Source organism: Pseudoalteromonas sp. bablab_jr010 (genome assembly GCF_016464105.1).
Classification (GTDB): domain Bacteria; phylum Pseudomonadota; class Gammaproteobacteria; order Enterobacterales; family Alteromonadaceae; genus Pseudoalteromonas; species Pseudoalteromonas simplex.
On record NZ_JACDWV010000199.1, the window covers coordinates 99002 to 118992 of the forward strand.

A 19991-nucleotide genomic window follows, 5' to 3' on the forward strand; every position below is an offset into this window, starting at 1 on the left:
TGAAATAAATAAAAAGCCCGACTTAAGTCGGGCTTTTAAACGTCAAGAGTGTGTTCTTATAAAATGGTTTTATTAGTGCGCGTGTGCTGCGCTCGAACCTTTAGGGTTACGGATACCTTCAACCATTTCTTGGATTTCAACTGGTGTTTCAGCCGTTAGTTTAAGTACGATAGCTGCAACTACAAAGTTAACAATCATACCAATAAGACCGATACCTTCAGGTGAAATACCAAATAACCAGTTTGCCGGTGTATTCAACTCAGGGCTTACGAACTTGAAGTAGATAATATAAGCCGCTGTAAATGTAATACCTGTCACCATACCCGCAATCGCACCTTCTTTATTCATCTTCTTAGAGAAGATACCCATAATGATGGCTGGGAAGAAGCTCGCCGCTGCTAAGCCGAAGGCGAAGGCAACAACCGAGGCCACGAACCCTGGCGGGTTAATACCAAAGTAAGCTGAAATCACAATCGCTATCATCGCAGCTAAGCGTGCTGCAAGTAGCTCTTGTTTGTCACTTATATCTGGTTTTAAGGTGCGTTTTAATAAGTCATGGGATACCGAGGTCGAGATCACCAATAGTAAGCCTGCTGTTGTTGATAGCGCTGCTGCGATACCACCTGCTGCGACTAATGCAATCACCCATGCTGGTAAGTCTGCGATCTCAGGGTTTGCAAGTACCATGATGTCGCGGTCAACTTTAACTTCGTTTGCGCTGTTTGGATCATCAATCTTACCTGCTGAGTAGAACATTTTGCCGTCACCATTTTTATCATTAAAGGTGATTAGGCCTGTTCTTTCCCAGTTTTTAACCCAAGCTGGTGCTTCTGCGTACTCTGTACCGCTACCGTCTTTACCGTTAATTGTATCAATCATGTTTACACGAGCGAATGACGCTACAGCTGGTGCTGTTGTATAAACAATTGCAATGAAAACAAGTGTCCATGCAGCTGAGATACGCGTGTCTTTAACACGTGGAACAGTGAAGAAACGAACGATTACGTGCGGTAAACCTGCAGTACCAACCATTAACGCGCCTGTAATTGCGAATACATCAATCATGCTCTTCGAGCCTTCGGTATACTGCGCAAAGCCAAGCTCGGTACTGAGCCCATCTAGTTTATCAAGTACAAACTGTCCTGAGCCATCGCTAAGGGTTGCACCGAAACCGGTTTGTGGGAAGAAGTGACCTGTCATCATCATTGAAATGAAGATTGCTGGAACAAGGTAAGCAAATACGAGTACACAGTACTGAGCTACTTGCGTATATGTAATCCCCTTCATACCGCCTAATACAGCGTAGAAGAATACAATCACCATACCAATGTAAACACCGGTCTCAATATCTACTTCTAAGAAGCGAGAGAAAACCACACCTACACCACGCATTTGACCTGCGATATATGTGAAACAGATAAAAATAGCACATAAAATTGCAACAACACGTGCAGCTTGTGAGTAATAACGGTCACCGATGAAATCAGGTACCGTGAACTTACCAAACTTACGTAGGTAAGGAGCTAAACAAAGTGCAAGTAGTACATAACCACCTGTCCAACCCATTAGATATACACCACCGTCATAACCCGCAAACGAGATAATACCCGCCATTGAGATAAACGATGCCGCACTCATCCAGTCAGCAGCGGTTGCCATACCATTTGCTAGCGGCGGTACACCGCCCCCTGCAACATAGAATTCATTTGTTGACCCAGCACGAGCCCAGATTGCGATGCCGATATAAAGCGCGAAGCTTAAACCGACGATAATAAACGTGAGTGTTTGAACATCCATTGCTTAGCTCCTATTCGTCTACGCCGTATTTTTTATCTAACGTATTCATTTTGAAAACGTAAACAAAAATCAAAGCAACAAAGGTGTAAATAGCGCCTTGCTGGGAGAACCAGAAGCCGAGTTTAAACCCAAAGAAACGTATCTCGTTAAGTACGTCTACCAGTAAAATGCCAAAGCCAAATGACACGACAAACCAAATTGCTAATAATTTAAATAGCAGTGCGAGGTTTTCCGCCCAATAAGCTTTTGCTTGTTCTTCATCTTTAAAAGCCATTTTTTATCCCCTTATGCATTACAAGAAAGTAATGAGTGGTATTAGTTGTCATTAACTAAGTTAGCAAGGGTTCTGATTTATGGAATTGAGACCATAGTCGTAACAGTCAGTTTACGTTTACGTAAACTGCAAAACACCATTTGTTAATAAATGGTAAAAAACAATATTTAACAACAACTTAACCTATAAAGATAAATTTGCGAAATAGCGAAAATAGTAAAAACGAATGATCTGCGACATTAGTCTAATAGCAGCGCATAAAACAGTACTATCTTTTAAATATCAACAACTTGATTTTTATTAATTTTTATTGCAAAAAATCTAGCCATCGAAATCGCGCATAATTCTGGTAAGGTAGTGTTATTACAATAATTACTGAATTTAAACATGACAGCTGCGCTTTTATTTGTTGCACTCGCCTATATTGGCGTGTTGTTTTGGTTGGCAAATTGGGGAGATAAAACCACTCCTCTTGCAAAAAGAATTAGTCACCACCCATTTGTCTATTCTTTTTCACTAGGGATTTACTGTACGTCTTGGACCTACTATGGTTCGGTTGGTACAGCAGCCACCAGCAGTTGGAACTACTTACCTATTTTAATTGGCCCTGCGCTGCTATTTTTCTTCGGCCAAGGGTTTTTACGTAAATTAGTACTGGTCAGTAAAAAGCAAAATATCACCACCATCGCCGACTTTATTTCAGCTCGCTATGGTAAACGGCAAACCACCGCGATTATGGTAACGATTATCGCTTTATTAGCGACTATTCCGTATATCGCACTGCAATTAAAAGCACTGAGTAGCAGCTTCTTACTGCTGCAAAACGACGATCGTATTTCGGGGTCTATGCTGGCCCTTTCAGCAACACTTATCATGGCAATGTTTGCGATATTCTTTGGTACTCGTAAGGTGGATGTAACCGAATATCGCTCGGGGCTGATGCTGGCTGTTGCCTTTGAATCGATGATTAAATTACTGGCTTTAGTGGCCGTTGCTGGGCTTGCTTTATACACATTATTTAATTTAACTACGGTGCAAACCGAGCAACTAAAGGGCTCTATTTGGCAGCACTGGCATAACTTCGACTTTTTTAGCTTTAACTTTATCGGTCAGTCATTAATGGCAGCTGCGGCGATTATCTGTTTACCAAGGCAGTTCCATGTAACTGTGGTCGATAACCAAGACAAACGCCATCTTTATACTGCCCGCTGGGCATTCCCCCTGTATTTGTTACTGACTGCTGCAATGATTTTCCCTATTGCAACAGCAGCTATACACCCAGGCATTGGTAGTGGCTTCTCTCCAGATAGCTTTGTATTAGCCCTACCGCTGATGCACGAAAACGCCTTTTTAACGACCTTTGTATTTATCGGGGGTCTATCAGCGGCTACAGCGATGATTGTTGTAGCCACACTTACACTCAGCACCATGATCTCAAACGATGTGGTATTGCCGTTAATGCTGCGTCGTAAGTTTAAACGTAATCTCATCACCAGCAGCTATAAATCACAAATTCTGTTAGTTAGACGATTCACAATTGCTGGCATTTTGATTTTGTCGTATTTCTACCAGCAATGGTTTGGTCATGGTAAAGCATTGGCTAGTATGGGTTTAGTGGCCTTTTCTTTAGTATCGCAATTACTGCCTGCTATTGTGGGTGGTCTATATTGGCGAAAAGGCCATGCTTATGGGGTTTATGCGGGATTATTAGCAGGCTTCATTTGCTGGGTTTTATTCTTAATGCTACCTATTTTAGATGCAGGCAATACCTTAAACGCAGAGCTACAACAAACACTCATTACTCGTGGCACCCTCATTGCTTTATTTGCCAATATTGGTTGTTACATTAGTTTTTCGCTCGGTGCAGATGAGCGTTTAATTGATAAAATTCAGGCAGCTGCCTTTGTTAATCCTAAAGATCAAGCTGTGTTTGCTAGACGCTTGAATAAAAATGTGAAAGCCACCGTCTACGACTTTAAGGTTCTGCTACAAACCTTCTTGGGCGTACAGCGATCGCAACAAGTTTTAGCCCATTACTCTTTAACTCATAACTTAGATAATAATAACGCACACCCAGAACCTGAGTTTATTGCCTATTGTGAACGCGCCTTAACTGGTGTGCTTGGTGCCTCTTCAGCACAGGCGCTGATCCACACAGTTGCCTCTGGTAAACGCATGGCCTTTGAAGAAGTGGTTAACTTTTTTGATGAAACCACACAAGCTCTGCAATTTAACCAAAACCTATTATTCACCTCACTTGAAAACCTCAGCCATGGTATTTCTGTTGTTGATAAAGAGCTTAATTTAGTGGCATGGAATAAGCGCTACGCAGAAATGTTTGACTACCCAGAAAACTTTTTAGAGGTTGGTCAACCCATAGAGGAAGTGATCCGCTACAATGCCGAGCGCGGCGAGTGTGGTCCAGGTGAAGTTGAGCGCCATGTAGAAAAGCGCGTGCAGCATCTTAAAAACGGCACGCCCCACCACTTTATTCGCCACCGCCGTAATGGCCAAGTGTTCGAAATGATTGGTAACCCACTGCCAGATGGTGGCTTTGTAACAAGTTTCTCTGATGTTACCACGCATATCGAAACGCAAAATGCGCTTGAAGAAGTAAACATGGACCTTGAAAACCGTATTGAAGCGCGTACTCAAGAAATCCGTACTATCAATAAAGATTTACAAGCACAAATCGATAGTCGAGTACAAACTGAGCAAGCACTTACTTTAGCTAAAAAAGAGGCAGAACAAGCTAATGACAGTAAGACGCGATTTTTAGCCTTAGCAAGTCACGATATTTTACAACCGCTAAATGCGGCGCGCCTGTACCTTGCAGCCATTGATGATAAAACCCTCTCGAGCAACAACTTAAATAACTTTGAAAAGCTTGGCGCAAGTTTAGATTCAACGGTGCATTTGATGTCTGCGCTGTTAGAAATTGCCAAGCTCGAGCAAGGGGCAATGACCCCGACTCCGCGTCACTTTAGTATTGATGACATACTTGCCCCGCTTAAGAACGAATACGCCATTATGTCGAGCGAAAAAGGCTTAAAACTCACGGTGCGTTCAAAAGGAGTTATCGTTCACAGTGATATCACTTATTTACGACGAATTATTCAAAACTTGGTGTCAAATGCGGTTAAATACACTGATAGTGGCCGAGTTTTAATTGCTTGTCGCAAACGCAAACATCATTTACGTATTGAAGTATGGGACACAGGCCCCGGCATTACAGAAGTAGAGCAAGCGAAGATCTTTAATGACTTTTATCGTATTGAAGCGGGAGATAACAAAGGGGTTGGCCTTGGCTTAGGAGTTGTAAAACGAATGGCCGACTTACTCTCTTTACGATTAGATGTCAGTTCAAAGCCTGGCAAAGGTAGCCGCTTTAGTATTGAAGTACCTTATGGTGAAAGCCAATTTATTCAACAAAAAGAGGCACCTAAAAAAGGTGTTGAGAACCGCAGTGCAATGAATATTATTGCGGTGGATGATGACCCTGAAAACCTTAATGCCATGGCAAGCCTATTGCAAAAGTGGCAGGCCAATTACCAGCTCTTTGATCAAGTTGAAACCGTGATGGCCTATGCCAAAGAGCACCGAGCGCCCGATGTGATCTTAATGGATTATCAGCTCGGTCATGATTGCGATGGCATCACGCTTATTAAAACTCTAAGAGAAATTTGGCAAAGCCCAGTACCGGCGATTTTAATCACAGCGGTACGTGATGAAGCGCTAAAACAGCAAACCAAAGAAGAGCAAATTCATTACCTTAGTAAACCTGTTAAGCCCGCAAAACTCAAAGCACTGCTTAACCACAGTACTTAACAATAGTGCTTAACCAACGTTTTTAAAAACATAGATTTAAGGCAAAGCAGTAGGCTTTGCCTTAAATTTTTGGAACAACCAACTAAGCGCCACTAACGACAAGCCTAAGCCGATAAACGAAATAGCCCGCAATAATCCAGTTAAGTTTGCCATATCAATCAAGAACACTTTTAACACCACCAGCGCCAATAAGCCAAGGCCAAGCTTTTGTAATAACGTAATGGTTTTTAAATGCCCTATCACAACTACCATAGCTCCGATAATAAGCCAAACTAAAGAATAACTGTAAAGCTCGGCATCTGAGGTTGGCAAAGCAATATTTATAAACTCGCCTTGCCAGTTGTGGCGAATTTCCGCATTGATATATAAAACACTCATCACACCTGCAAGAACTGTAAACAGCTTTTGTAAATAGTGCTGAGATTTCGTCAGTCGGCTTGCCCAAATTGCAATTAAAGCTGGTACTAACCAAAGTAATAGTAACCAGTTAATAATCGGCCAGCTGCCTATATTTATCGGTTCAAAAAACGGATTTACAGCGGTAAAGCTTTTCACTACTAGCAAGCCGCTTAATGTTAATAACGCAAAACCAGCCATTTGATAGAGCTTAACCAATTGCGCAGTAAAGCGTGAGCGCAGTAAATAAACACAACCCAAGATGCCCCAGTTACAGGTTAATAAAATATGCTCATACACAGACAAGCTCTCAAAATCAGGGTAGCGCCCCACCAACTGATAGCTCGTCTCTGTGGTAATAAATAAAGCAATACAATGAAGCACCGCACCTTCTAGCCACACCCGAACTGATTGCAGCTGCCAGTGCCTCGCCGCTAAGTAAAATAAGCAAGCGCATACTGGGTACACAATCAAACTCCAATGCACACCGAGCAGCAGCGCATCACTGTAATCCGCTGACCAAGGTGCAAAACTTAATCTAATGAGTAAAGCACCAACTAAACCTTTAAGCGGCCAAGTCAGTATGCTGAGTGACTGTTTATTCACATAAAAACTGATCAACAACACTTGCACAGCAAGCGCTAAGGTCAAGCTGCTGCCTTCAAGGAGCATGGATAATGCCAAACTAATATTGGCATTACCGCCGAGCCAGTAACTAAATACTCGCATTGGATTTGTGCTATTGATGGATAACTTAAATAGCCAGGCAGACAGTGCCAGTAATACAAAGCACCAAACCGGGTATGCCGTCATCAAGGCATGGTCGGGAGTGATGAGATATAAGCAACTAATAATCACAAAACTTGAAAGTGATGCGAGTAACGTAAAGCCAAAGCGTTTAGGGTATTTAAGACCAAATAAAAAACCATAGCCAGCAAACAAAGCAATAAAAAACAGCCCTGCTCCGTAATTTTGCCTAAATACAAAAAGCTGCTCAGAATAATCAACAGTATTATTTTGCCCTGTCAGCAAACACATTACACTGACGACAGCTATTATCAGCCAGTGATCCCATGCACTGTTTTTTAATACCAAAAACAACAGTAAAGCCACTAACAACAACATACTCAACTGCCAAGTAAGCAGTTGATTACTACTCATGAGTAAAAGATAAAGTGGTACGACAACCGCTAATAACAAAGGGTTGTCGGGCAGTTGTTTCATTAGCGTTTTAAAGCGATGTGGGCGGTATTCAATTTGCTTAAAGCCCAGCCCAAAGCGTGGAATAGCAATTAACAATATGATGCTAAATAGAGCATAAAGATTAATAAACCAATGCAGGTTTTTAGATACTGTCAATGCAACTAAAATGTACCAACCTAAATGACCTGCCCATAACAGATACCACAGCCAATGACGTTTTACATAATGCGCTACCAGCGAAGCAGAAACACTAACAAAAGCAACATAGGTAAGCAGCGCTATAAAATCATTATTCCCAGTATTGACCCAAACCGGCACGCTGTAGGCGCCAATAATACCAATGACCGCAAGCACTGGACCAAAACGCAGCGCCATCCAGCTGGCTGCTACAGAGATTAAGGTTAAAACGCTAAATGCAGGTAATGCTTGGAGTAAGCCATAATGGCTGTAGGCCAGTAAAGTGAGCGCAAAACAACTGATAAAGCCGCCGCTAGCAAGCGCAGCGGGAATATAGTTACTAAACCCATCAAAGATAATATCTTTACGATGTAACACCTCAGCCGCAACAATTAAGCTCAGACCAAAAATAGCCCCAAGTGTGAGTCGCATAGTTTCGGATAATAAGCCTGCTTCCAGTGAATAGCGGGCTAAAAAGATACCACCAAAGGCAAGTGCAACCGCTCCTACCCAAGTTAGCCAATTGGCTTTGATTTGTGTAACGAGTTGGCTTACTAGCGGATTTAAAATGGCAGGCTTGGGTTTTGTTGGCTCTGGCTTTTTAGGGATAGCCTCAATCGGCTTAATAATGACTTTCGGCTTTGGTTCAAATTTTGCTGAGTCAGTCAGATCTTCGTTTGAATTTTCAAACGTGTTTGCAGTATTTGTTTGAGGGTTATTAACATATGTCGCGTTAAGTTTTACTCGAAGAGCAGCCACCTCTCGCTTTAAACTAGAGAGTTGAAAAAGGGCAATAATGCCAGCAATTGAGCCACCTACAACAACTAGTGCTAGTAAGACTAGTAACGCAATACCGCCGTCCATACTCTCTCCTTGTGTATACTTTAAACAAAAAAGCAAAAGCCTTAATTGTTTATACAATAAACACTTAGCAAGAGTAAATAAACAACGATATTGCGTTTTAGCCGGTTAAGACTGTTCAGTCACCGTACGCTCTAAGGTCATCTTGTAACCTGAATCAGTGGTTTCATCGTGTTCAATCACCAAGATATAGTTACCTTCTTCAGTAAAATCCATATCGCTTTGTTGTAAAAGCACAATCTGTTGGCCGTTATCTTCAAACACCACATAGGTTGTATAAACTTCGTTATCAACCACCTGCTCTTGTTGGTCGTATTGATCTAACCCTTCTACAACATTGCTAGTATCTTCAACCGTTTCACCATTGAGGGTGAAGTACACATCAACCTCGTCAATTTCTTGCCCAGCATAGCTATCAATTAAGTTAACCACAGTAACTGCATGGCTGTAGCTGCTTGGAGTTAGGTTTTCTTCAATGGTCATCATACGAGGGCCGTAATCTTTGTCATTGTAGAAAAGACCAACCGCACTTTGCTCACGTTCTAATGTCATTAAGAAGTTATCTACAATCGTGTCACCCGCTTCATCTAACATGGCGACGCTGTAACTATTTGGCGACATGCTCATGTATTCAGAGTAACTATCGTTGCTGACAACTTCGGTGTTAGTCGCCGTTGTGCCTCGGGTTACTTTAAACTGGGTTTGCGTGTAGTCATCGATAGTATTGATAAAACGCAGCTGACCTTGCGCGTCTTGGTGGTTTAGTTGTGTTACTGAGCTACTAGCCGTTACGACATCAAGCGTAATGCCATCTTCTTCTGTTGCATAACTTGGACGGATCATCGCCATGTACGTTGCTTCATCATTAAAGTACACGGTTGGTGATTCAAAAATCACATCTGTGCTACCGCTAGCGGTAATATAAATAGTGTAATAACCTTCCTCAAGCGTCGCTAATTCTGGTTCAACGAGGTATTGCGAAGTCATTAATAACTCAGCGGTATCAAATAAACCGTCGTCGGTAGCAACGTATACATCGTAAAGGTTATCTTCACCAACGATATTAAAAAAGCCAACATTGAATTCATCTTCATCGCTTAACGTCGGCACACTGAGCTCTGTAAACGTTGGTTCAGCAAAGTCGCCATTCATTACTAGCAGCTGAGTTTGATCATTTTTAATTTTGATGGTTTCTTCATCGATGGTGATATAGCTATCGTTGGCATCAACATATTCAAAACTTAAATCATACTCCCCCGAACTGTAGTTATGACGAGTTGATACATCACCAAAATCTGCGCCTGAACGTTCAGTGTCATCAACAAATAAACGTGTGTATGGGCTGTTGTAAGAGCCATTGTACAGTTGCACATAGCCACTGTTGCTACTGCTGCTGTCGTCGCTTGAACAGGCAGCCAGTACCGAAAGCAAACTTGAGGCAACAATTGTTTTAAGCAGAGTGCTTTTCATGGAATTTTTTCCTTATTGTTTGTAATACCCCATTCTGACTCGAATAGTGCGAAAAAATTCTATGTTTTACAAACTATTACCTTCACTTACAGTTACTTACGATAAAGTTAAAAAGTGTAGAAAATGATGTAGAAAAGCACTTAATTAATCATAATTATGGACAGAAAATCACATTTATAGTGAAAGCAGCTTACTTTTACACGAAAAGTAAATAATGATTACATTTTAGGCGCTTATACAATCAAATCAGATAAATTATTAGATAGTTAAATTTGCGCTATGCAGCACAAAAAAATTAGCAAATAATGGTGTTCACACAAACGGGATTAGAATGAGGACTATGAACACGATTTTAACCACACAATGCGATGATGATGTTGGTCTAATTGCCAAGATCACCGGCCTTTGTCATCAACATAACTTAAATATTACACGTAATAACGAATTTGTAGATAAAGACGCTAAACGCTTTTTTATGCGTACAGAGTTAAGCGGCGTTATTTCAGAGGACTTTTTACCAAGCCTTGCTGAGCTACTTCCTGATGGCGCAGAGCTTGCCCTGCACAGCAGCGAAAAAACGAAAGTGGTATTACTTGCTACCAAAGAAGCGCACTGTTTAGGTGGGGTATTACTTAAGCAATTCGAAAAAGCCTTAAACATCGAAGTATTAGCTGTAATTGCTAACTACGCTGATTTAGCGCCATTGGCTGCAGGCTTTGGCGTGCCATTTCATGTGGTATCGCACGAAGGTTTAAGCCGTGCGGAGCATGATCAACAAGTAGGTGATTTAATTGCCAGCTACCAGCCTGACATTATTGGCCTTGCTAAATATATGCGTATTTTAAGCCCTGAATTTGTGGCGCGCTTTGAAGGTAAGATTATTAATATTCACCATTCATTTTTGCCTGCCTTTATTGGAGCAAAGCCTTACCATCAGGCATTTGAGCGCGGTGTAAAGATTATTGGCGCAACCGCTCACTTTGTTAATAATGAGCTTGATGAAGGGCCGATTATTTTACAAGATGTGACGCATGTCAGTCATGCGGATACCGCAGAGATGATGGCAAAAATGGGTAAAGATGTAGAGAAAACAGTATTCTGTAAAGCGCTGCAACTCGCATCTGAACATAAACTGTTTATCAATGCTAATCGAACCGTGGTGTTCGCTTAAGCAATAAAATGAAGAGGCTGAATGGCCTCTTTATTATTTTTATTATCGTTTGTTATGCCGACTCAATAGGCTCTAGTTGCAATTTAGAGGCAATTAATACCGCTTGAGTACGGTTATACACACCTAGCTTTCTAAAAATTGCTGTAATGTGTGCTTTAACGGTTGCTTCAGAAATATGTAACTCGTAAGCAATCTGTTTGTTTAACAAGCCTTCGTGCAAGTATTGCAACACCTTGTATTGCTGCGGTGTCAGTGAAGCCACTTGCGCTGCAATTTCTTTGTCTTCGCCATCTACAGCAGCCACTTTATCTTTAAGTTCAAGTGGCAGCCAAACATCGCCTTCAAGAATGTGGTTGATTGCCAGCGCAATATCATCTGATGAAGATGATTTAGGAATAAACCCCATCGCACCATAACCCATTACTTTAGAAACTACATTGATGTCTTCGCTGCCAGAAACAACAGCTATTGGTAAGCTTGGATAGTCTTCGCGAATGCGAATAAGGCCGTATAAATCGCCATTGCCTGGCATGTGAAGGTCTAGTAGTAAGATATCAAGATCTTCTTGCTCGCTTAGCACCTGCAAAGTGGTATCAAAGTTTTCCGATTCAAACACTTCTAAATCAGCGAACTTAGCACTCAATGCCCCTTTCAGCGCTTCACGAAATAACGGATGATCGTCCGCTATTAAAAACTGACTCATGGTTCACTCCTAATAAATTCGGCTGACACCTATTTCTAAGTGACAGCCGATATACTACGTTTAGAATCAACTTCTAATCAAGTTTTTAACGCGATTTTAACGATTTAATCGGTTTTCGATTAGCTCATCAACAACGCTTGGATCGGCTAGTGTAGAGGTATCACCAAGCTGTTGGTGCTCATTTGCCGCAATTTTACGTAAAATTCGACGCATGATCTTACCAGAACGAGTTTTCGGTAAACCCGGAGACCATTGGATCATATCTGGTGATGCAATTGGGCTTAACTCTTTACGAACCCAGTTACGTACCTCTTTTGTTAGTTCATCACTCACTACAACACCCTCATTTGGAGTGATGTAAACATAGATGCCCTGACCTTTAATATCATGCGGGTAACCAACTACAGCCGCTTCTGCTACTGCTTCGTGAGCAACCAATGCACTCTCGATTTCGGCAGTACCTAGGCGGTGGCCTGATACGTTAAGTACGTCATCTACACGGCCTGTGATCCAGTAGTAGCCATCTTCATCACGACGACAACCGTCACCAGTGAAGTACACACCTGGGTATGCTGAGAAATAGGTTTGTTCAAAGCGCTCATGGTCGCCATAAACTGTGCGAGCTTGTGATGGCCAGCTGTCTAAAATAACAAGGTTACCGTCAACCGCGCCTTCGAGTGTATTACCTTCAGCATCAAATAGTGCCGGTGCAATACCAAAGAACGGACGAGTTGCAGAACCTGGTTTCATATCTGTCGCACCTGGTAATGGTGTGATCATGATGCCACCAGTTTCTGTTTGCCACCAAGTATCGACGATTGGGCAGTTTTCGTTACCAATGTGCTCGTAATACCATGCCCACGCTTCAGGGTTAATCGGCTCACCCACAGAGCCCATAACACGAAGGCTGTTACGAGTTGAAGTCGCTGTTGGCTCATCGCCTTTCGCCATTAGAGCACGAATAGCAGTTGGTGCTGTGTAAAGGATAGTCACGTTGTGCTTATCAATCACTTCACCCATACGCCCCGCCGTTGGGTAAGTTGGTACACCTTCAAAAACCACTTGCGTGCAGCCATTCACTAATGGACCGTAAGCAATGTAGCTGTGACCTGTGATCCAGCCCACATCGGCACTACACCAGAAAATATCGTCTTCTTTCAGGTCAAACACATATTCATGTGTCATCGATGCATAAACAAGGTAACCACCGGTAGTATGAACCACACCTTTTGGTTGACCCGTTGAGCCTGAAGTGTAAAGAATAAACAGCGGATCTTCTGCATTCATTGGCTCTGGCTCGCACTCAGCTGGTAAATCAGCTACAAGCTCATGCCACCAAACATCATGGCTATTCCATTCAACTTCACCACCGGTCAGTTGATGAACAATAACGTGCTCAACAGTGGTTACTGAATCTTGTGATACCGCTTCATCAACATTTGCTTTAAGTGGTACGCAGTTACCAGCACGACGACCTTCGTCTGATGTAATCACCACTTTAGCGCCTGAATCATTAATTCGGTCAGCAATCGCTGATGGAGAGAAACCACCAAATACCACAGAGTGAATCGCGCCAATACGCGCACACGCTTGCATAGCGTAAATAGCCTGCGGTGTCATTGGCATATAAATAGCGACACGGTCACCTTTCGATACACCTAATTTTTTAAGGCCATTAGCTAATTTAGCGACTTCGTCGTGAAGCTTTTGGTAGCTGATGTTTTCGTTATGTTCAGGGTTGTCGCCTTCCCAAATGAGGGCTGTTTTATCGGCTTTAGTAGCAAGGTGGCGGTCAATACAGTTATAAGATGCGTTTAGTTGGCCGTCTTCATACCAGCGAATACTGATGTGGCCTTTGTCGAATGAAGTATTCTTTACTTTATTGTAAGGAGTTGACCAATCAAGGCGTTTACCGTGTTCTCGCCAAAATCCCTCAGGGTCATCAATCGATTGCTTATACAGTGTATTATATTTATCGTTATCAACTAATGCAGCATTCTTGATATGCGCTGGTACTGGATAGATACTTTCTGACATTGTTGTCGTCTCCATTTTAATTACTTGCCTACGGCCTGCATCAAGGATCACTCAGCAAAGCCCCTGAAAGTATTAGACCTTAGTTGTATATCTTGTCATTTAACAAAAAACGTCGAAATCGCCTTCTATAATCTAGTTCAATGTTAGATTGGTTGTGATTTAACCAGATATTCCACCTTAGTCTAATAGACCAATAGATAATTGAGAGAAGTCTTATCTTAAACAACAGTGGTACAACAACATTATTAAAAAATCATTAATGCAACAAGTAGCTTCGACAGGAATACACATTATGACAACAACAAAAGTAACCGCATTAAAAACACTAGCAGCTTCAGCTGTTTTATCAGCACTTGCCAGCAATGCTAACGCTGCAACCATTGGTAACACAGAGGTTTCTTATGGTGGCTATGTAAAACTTGATGCCATGTGGAGTGATTACTCAGCAGGCGTACCAGCCGGTGGTAGTATTGGCCGTGACTTCTATGTACCAGGTACAACACCAGTAGGCGCAGACAGCGACAGCGATGCTGTATTTGACATGCACGCGCGCCAATCTCGCTTTAACCTAGGTACCGCAACAAAGTTAGACGATGGCAAAACCATCAAAACTAAAATTGAAATCGACTTTATTGCTTCAGCACCAGGCGGTAACGAACGCGTAAGTAACTCTTATGCGCCACGTATTCGTCAAGCATTTGTAACTTATGATGGCTGGTTATTTGGTCAAGCATGGTCAAACTTTCAAAACGTAGGCGCATTACCTGAAACACTCGACTTCGTGGGACCTGCTGAGGGTACCGTGTTCGTACGCCAAGCACAGGCACGTTACACTACTGGCAACTGGTCATTCTCTATCGAAAACCCAGAGAGCACAGTCACAGTAGACGGCGCTCGCGTAGCCACTGATGATGCATCAATGCCAGACTTTACAGCACGTTATGCACATAAAGCTGATTGGGGGGAATTAGTATTTACCGGTCTTGCTCGTCAATTAACTTACAAGCAAAATGGCATTGATGCAGATACATCATCGTTCGGTATCAGCGCCTCAGGTAAAGTTAATTTTGGCCAAAACAACCTAAAATTCATGCTAACTCAAGGCTCAGGTTTAGGCCGCTACATTGGTTTAAACGTAGCAAATGGTGCTGTGCTTGATGGTGATGATTTAGATGCGATTGATTCAACATCAGGTTTTATTGCCTACCAACAACACTGGAACAGCCAATGGCGTTCAACTTTCCTTTACTCATTCTTCTCAGCAGATAACAACACAGATTTACTTGCTGTGACTGGCGACCCTACAGAAATGAGCCAAAGCTATAGTGCCAACCTTTTATACTCGCCTGTTAAAAAGCTCACCTTTGGTGTTGAGTTTAAACATGCCGAGCGTGAGTTAGAAAGCGGTGCTGACGGTGATATGGATCGTCTACAGTTTTCTGCAAAATACGTTTTTTAAGATTTAAACTTATTTACTTCCTGAAGCGGCTTCGGCCGCTTTTTTTATATCTCCTTTTTATATTTCTGTGCCCTTTAAACTTTTTTGCAATCAATTATTCACTAAAACAGCAAACCTTAATTGCAAATTATTTTCATTTAGATTAGATTACGCATTAATTTCACTATTCATTGAACTAATTGGAACTTTGCATGTCATCAACAAAATTTTTGCGCTTATCTCAATTAAGCCTTGTGACCTCAGCACTTTTAAGTGGCCACGCTTTTGCAGAACAACAAAAAGAAGAACAAGCAATTGAAAAAATAGCCGTGTATGGCCAGCATCATAAAAACTACATCACTGAAGAAGCACAGTCAGCGACCAAATTAGGGCTAACAATTAAAGAGACACCACAGTCAATCTCTGTTGTTTCACGTGCATTAATGGATGACTTCTCACTCGATAACCTTAACGCAGTTCTTGAAAGCACACCGGGTGTGACTGTTGAGCAAATTGAAACTGATCGTACTTATTTTAAAGCTCGCGGTTTTGAGATCACTAACTTCCAAGTTAATGGCATGGGTATGCCGCAAGACAACGGTTCAATCCAAGGTACTCTTGATACCTCTATTTTTGATAGTGTTGAAATTGTACGTGGTGCCAATGGTTTAATGACAGGTGCGGGTAACCCTTCAGCAACCGTGAACATGGTTCTAAAACGCCCTACTTATCAAACACAAGTAAATGCGTCTGTATCGTATGGCTCTTGGGACAACAAACGTTTAGAGCTTGACGCTTCAACAGCTATCAACGAAAACCACGCTGTACGTGCAGTATTCACTAAGCACAAAACTGAGTCATACCTTGACCGTTACGAGCAAGATAAAACAATTTATTACCTAGCCTACGAAGGTCAATTAACTGATAGCACAGTAGTCACTGCAAACTATGTAAATCAAAAGAAAGATGCCGACAGCCCACTTTGGGGTGCCTTACCACTTTATTACAGCGATGGTTCAGCAACAAACTTTGATGCGTCAACCAGCACTGCTTCAGATTGGTCATATTGGAATAACACAACTGAGCAGCTGTTCTTATCAATTGAGCAAGCAATCACCAATACTTGGTTCTTAAAAGCCAGCTACGCGCACTTAGAAAATGAGCAAGATTCTGAGCTTTTCTATGTTTACGGCACACCAGACAGAGAAACAGGTCTTGGCCTAACTGGTTATGCTAGTGAATATGACCACAAAGATAAGCACGACATTTTAGATATCTACGCAACAGGTAAATTTGATTTATTTGGTATGGAACATGATCTGTCGTTTGGTGTAAACCAAGCAGATATGGATAACAAAGATAAATCATTGTATGACTACACTACAGGCAATGGTTTCCCTGCAATGCCTGAGCTAGGTGGTTGGGACGGTGTTGCGCCAGTACCAACACTTACTGATGGTTTAACAGGTGCTGATATCACTAGCCGTCAACGCTCTGCATATGTTTCAACACGCATTCGTGCAACTGACGCATTCAGCATTTTAGCAGGTGTGAGCCAAGTAAATTGGGAAACTGAAGGTGCCTCTTACGGCGTTGCAAAAGACAAAGATAGCGACCAAACGGTGCCTTACTTCGGTGCTGTGTATGATATCAACGAAAGCTTCTCAACTTATGCAAGCTACACAGAAACCTTTGTTCCACAAACAGAGCGTGACATCAATGGCGATTACTTAGATCCAATCACAGGTAAAAGTAGCGAAATTGGTGTGAAAGCGCAGCTACTTGATGACGATTTATTTGTAACTCTTGCATACTTTGATGCTAAACAAGTTGGCCTTGCTGTTGCTATCCCTGATTCATTACCTGACGACACTCGCTACTATGGTGCAGATGGCATTAACAGCGACGGTATTGAAGTAGAGCTTAGTGGTCAAATCAACGAAACACTAAGTGCAAGCTTCAGCTACAGCAATCTAAACATTGATGGTGATGAGTTAGTCAAAGACTACACACCTGAAAACCAATTCAAACTTGCTGTAACTCATAAAGTGCCTGAAGTTGATGGTTTAACCTTTGGCCTAAACTATCGCTGGCAAGACGATACAAAGCGCGTACAAGTTCGTGATGCGGCAACAAATGCTGCACTTATCACCACAACGCAAGATGCGTACGGCCTATTAAACCTAATGGCAACATACGATATTAATGACAATATGAGCGTTAACTTGAACGTTAATAACGTGACCAACGAAAAGTACATCCACAGTCTTTTCTGGGCACAAGGTTATTACGGCGCACCACGTAACTACTCAGTGTCTTTTAACTGGCAGCTATAATTTTATAAAGCGACAAGTTTTAAGCTTTAAGTACATGAAAAGCCGCATCATATGCGGCTTTTTTATTACCCCATTTTACTCTAAGAGCAAAAAACATAGCGAATAACCTTCACTTCATTGCACCTTATAAATTTTTCTGTAGTGTATTAAAAAATGAATATTTTAGTTATTTGGTACAGATTAATGGATGCTAAAAAATCGAAACGCTCTAGAAGATGTCCAGATTGTGGATGGAAGTTTCCAATAGCCAAAGCGAGTACACCAATAGACAGGGTTGACGGTAAACTATTCACTTGCCCTGATTGCCAAACAGCTCTCATATATCGAACTGATACAGAACTTATGTATCGAATTTTCACGCTGATGACAATACCAGCTACCAGCTTGGCATTCATATATGACGATAATGCGCTATTTGAAACAATAGCGATTTTTTTGATAATCCCTCTGGCAACTCTTGCTGCTATTTTATGGCGTCGTAGCGAATATATTGAACGTGTAAAATGAGTTATACCAATTCGCTTAATTAACTTCCTACTCCAACAACTGCGGGTATATCCCGCATTAAGTTCTGCAATTAAACGTGATATAAAATCGCAACTACAAGCAACCATAAAAAAACCGCTAACTGTGTAGCGGTCTTTTTGTGTTAAGTGCGGGTCAAATCACGCTTAACTATACTCTTTTGCGGTGTTTATAGCTCGTCTTCAGCTAATAGGCCAGCATCTTCACCATCTTCTGGTTGCACAGTTGCTTGAAGTAATAGCATCTCACGTAACTTACCTTCAATCTCATCAGCGATCTCTGGGTTGTCTTTTAAGAACTTAATTGAGTTTGCTTTACCTTGACCAACTTTGCTGCCATTGTAGCTGTACCAAGCACCTGATTTTTCTACAATCTTATGCTTAACACCTAAGTCGATTAGTTCGCCTTGTTTAGAAATACCTTCACCATACATGATGATGAACTCAGCTTGTTTAAACGGCGGAGCAACCTTGTTTTTAACAACTTTAACGCGGGTTTCGTTACCAACAACCTCATCGCCTTCTTTCACTGAACCAATACGACGAATATCGATACGTACTGAAGCGTAGAATTTAAGTGCGTTACCGCCTGTTGTTGTTTCAGGGTTACCAAACATAACACCAATTTTCATACGGATTTGGTTGATGAAAATACATAGTGTGTTTGAACGCTTGATGTTACCTGTAAGCTTACGTAATGCTTGTGACATTAAGCGAGCTTGCAGACCCATGTGTGAGTCACCCATGTCACCTTCGATTTCAGCTTTAGGTGTTAAAGCTGCTACCGAGTCAACAATCACAACATCAACAGCACTTGAACGAACTAACATGTCACAAATTTCTAATGCTTGCTCACCCGTGTCTGGCTGAGAAACAAGTAAATCATCAATGTTTACGCCCAATTTTTGTGCGTATACAGGATCTAAAGCGTGCTCAGCATCTACGAATGCACACGTTTTACCTTGCTTTTGAGCTTCAGCGATAACTTGTAAAGTAAGTGTTGTTTTACCTGATGATTCAGGACCATACACTTCAACAATACGGCCTGTAGGTAAACCACCAATACCTAGTGCGATATCGATACCAAGTGAACCTGTTGAGATTGCTTCAATATCTAGGGCTTTGTTGTCGCCCAGTTTCATAATTGAGCCTTTACCAAATTGACGCTCAATTTGTGATAAAGCAGCGTCTAAGGCTTTTTGTTTGTTATCGTTCATTCTGTTCTCCAAATCCGGCTAATGCAGACAGTATACTGTATGAAATTACAGTATCAAGCTAATTTTCAGATTTTATCAATTCAATTATGTTTTTTAATGAATAAACAATAGCTTGCAGTCTAACTTCAGCTCTATCACCAGCGAAAACCTGTTTGCTTGGGTAGTTTTGACCAGCAAAATGAATACAAAACCACACTAATCCCACAGGTTTATCCAGTGTTCCACCACCGGGGCCTGCTATCCCCGAAATAGCTATTGCAATATCGGCGTTTGCAGCTTTTGCCGCCCCCGATGCCATTTCAACAACGGTTTGTTCACTCACCGCGCCAAAGCTGTTTAAAGTTTGCTCGCTAACGCCAATGAGCTCATGTTTTGCTTGATTACTATAAGTAACAAACGCTCGGTCAATATAATTAGAACTGCCCGGGGTATCGGTGAGCGCATAACTCACTCCACCGCCAGTGCATGATTCTGCGGTAGTGATCCATAAGCGTTTATCCGTTAAAATAGCTCCTAATTTCGCAGCAAGTGTTTTAATCTCTTGATGTAATTCCATATT

At 41.8% G+C, this 19991-nt stretch carries 13 protein-coding genes; 5 read left to right on the plus strand and 8 right to left on the minus strand.

Annotated elements, in window-relative coordinates:
* Positions 1–72 precede the first annotated feature (72 nt).
* Positions 73–1797 carry a sodium:solute symporter family protein gene (locus tag JIG37_RS20180; RefSeq protein WP_199530158.1) on the minus strand — a complete coding sequence of 575 codons (1725 nt, stop codon included), beginning with the start codon at positions 1795–1797 and terminating at the stop codon, positions 73–75.
* Between the two features lie 10 nt (positions 1798–1807).
* A complete protein-coding gene (locus JIG37_RS20185) occupies positions 1808–2071 on the minus strand; it encodes a DUF4212 domain-containing protein (RefSeq protein WP_054551160.1) in 264 nt (87 codons plus the stop codon).
* 387 nt (positions 2072–2458) lie between these two features.
* On the opposite strand from JIG37_RS20185, the gene JIG37_RS20190 reads away from it, so the two are divergent.
* Positions 2459–5899 (plus strand): PAS-domain containing protein, encoded by a 3441-nt coding sequence (locus JIG37_RS20190; RefSeq protein WP_199530159.1) that lies wholly within the window; start codon positions 2459–2461, stop codon positions 5897–5899.
* Positions 5900–5935: 36 nt separating this feature from the next.
* Here the strand turns inward: JIG37_RS20190 and JIG37_RS20195 are convergent, their stop codons facing one another.
* Both JIG37_RS20195 and JIG37_RS20200 read right to left on the minus strand, forming a co-directional pair.
* Complete coding sequence (locus JIG37_RS20195) at positions 5936–8539, minus strand: DUF2339 domain-containing protein (RefSeq protein WP_199530160.1); 2604 nt, start codon at positions 8537–8539, stop codon at positions 5936–5938.
* Positions 8540–8644: 105 nt separating this feature from the next.
* Positions 8645–10006: a hypothetical protein gene (locus tag JIG37_RS20200; RefSeq protein ID WP_199530161.1), complete on the minus strand. Its 1362-nt coding sequence runs from the start codon at positions 10004–10006 to the stop codon at positions 8645–8647.
* A gap of 340 nt (positions 10007–10346) precedes the next feature.
* Between JIG37_RS20200 and purU the strand changes: the two genes are divergently transcribed.
* Complete coding sequence (gene purU / locus JIG37_RS20205; RefSeq protein WP_199530162.1) at positions 10347–11177, plus strand: formyltetrahydrofolate deformylase; 831 nt, start codon at positions 10347–10349, stop codon at positions 11175–11177.
* 52 nt (positions 11178–11229) lie between these two features.
* On the opposite strand, the gene JIG37_RS20210 is transcribed toward purU, so the two are convergent.
* Together JIG37_RS20210 and acs are read right to left on the minus strand one after the other, a co-directional pair.
* Positions 11230–11880 (minus strand): response regulator transcription factor, encoded by a 651-nt coding sequence (locus JIG37_RS20210; RefSeq protein WP_054551155.1) that lies wholly within the window; start codon positions 11878–11880, stop codon positions 11230–11232.
* Positions 11881–11976: 96 nt separating this feature from the next.
* Positions 11977–13917, minus strand: a complete 1941-nt coding sequence (gene acs, locus JIG37_RS20215; protein WP_199530163.1) for an acetate--CoA ligase — start codon at positions 13915–13917, stop codon at positions 11977–11979.
* A 292-nt stretch (positions 13918–14209) separates the two neighbouring features.
* Here acs and JIG37_RS20220 point away from each other — a divergent pair, with 292 nt between their 5' ends.
* The 3 genes from JIG37_RS20220 (at position 14210) to JIG37_RS20230 (ending at position 18198) form a co-directional block, all read left to right on the plus strand.
* Positions 14210–15376, plus strand: coding sequence for a DcaP family trimeric outer membrane transporter (locus JIG37_RS20220; RefSeq protein ID WP_138599724.1), 1167 nt, complete (start codon positions 14210–14212; stop codon positions 15374–15376).
* 191 nt (positions 15377–15567) lie between these two features.
* Positions 15568–17691, plus strand: coding sequence for a TonB-dependent siderophore receptor (locus JIG37_RS20225; RefSeq protein ID WP_199530164.1), 2124 nt, complete (start codon positions 15568–15570; stop codon positions 17689–17691).
* 153 nt (positions 17692–17844) lie between these two features.
* Positions 17845–18198 carry a hypothetical protein gene (locus tag JIG37_RS20230; protein WP_138599726.1) on the plus strand — a complete coding sequence of 118 codons (354 nt, stop codon included), beginning with the start codon at positions 17845–17847 and terminating at the stop codon, positions 18196–18198.
* Between the two features lie 187 nt (positions 18199–18385).
* Here the strand turns inward: JIG37_RS20230 and recA are convergent, their stop codons facing one another.
* Together recA and JIG37_RS20240 are read right to left on the minus strand one after the other, a co-directional pair.
* Positions 18386–19432 carry a recombinase RecA gene (recA, locus tag JIG37_RS20235; RefSeq protein ID WP_054551150.1) on the minus strand — a complete coding sequence of 349 codons (1047 nt, stop codon included), beginning with the start codon at positions 19430–19432 and terminating at the stop codon, positions 18386–18388.
* A gap of 58 nt (positions 19433–19490) precedes the next feature.
* Entirely contained in the window at positions 19491–19988 is a 498-nt protein-coding gene (locus tag JIG37_RS20240; RefSeq protein ID WP_138599727.1) for a nicotinamide-nucleotide amidohydrolase family protein, read from the minus strand.
* Between the last annotated feature and the right edge of the window lie 3 nt (positions 19989–19991).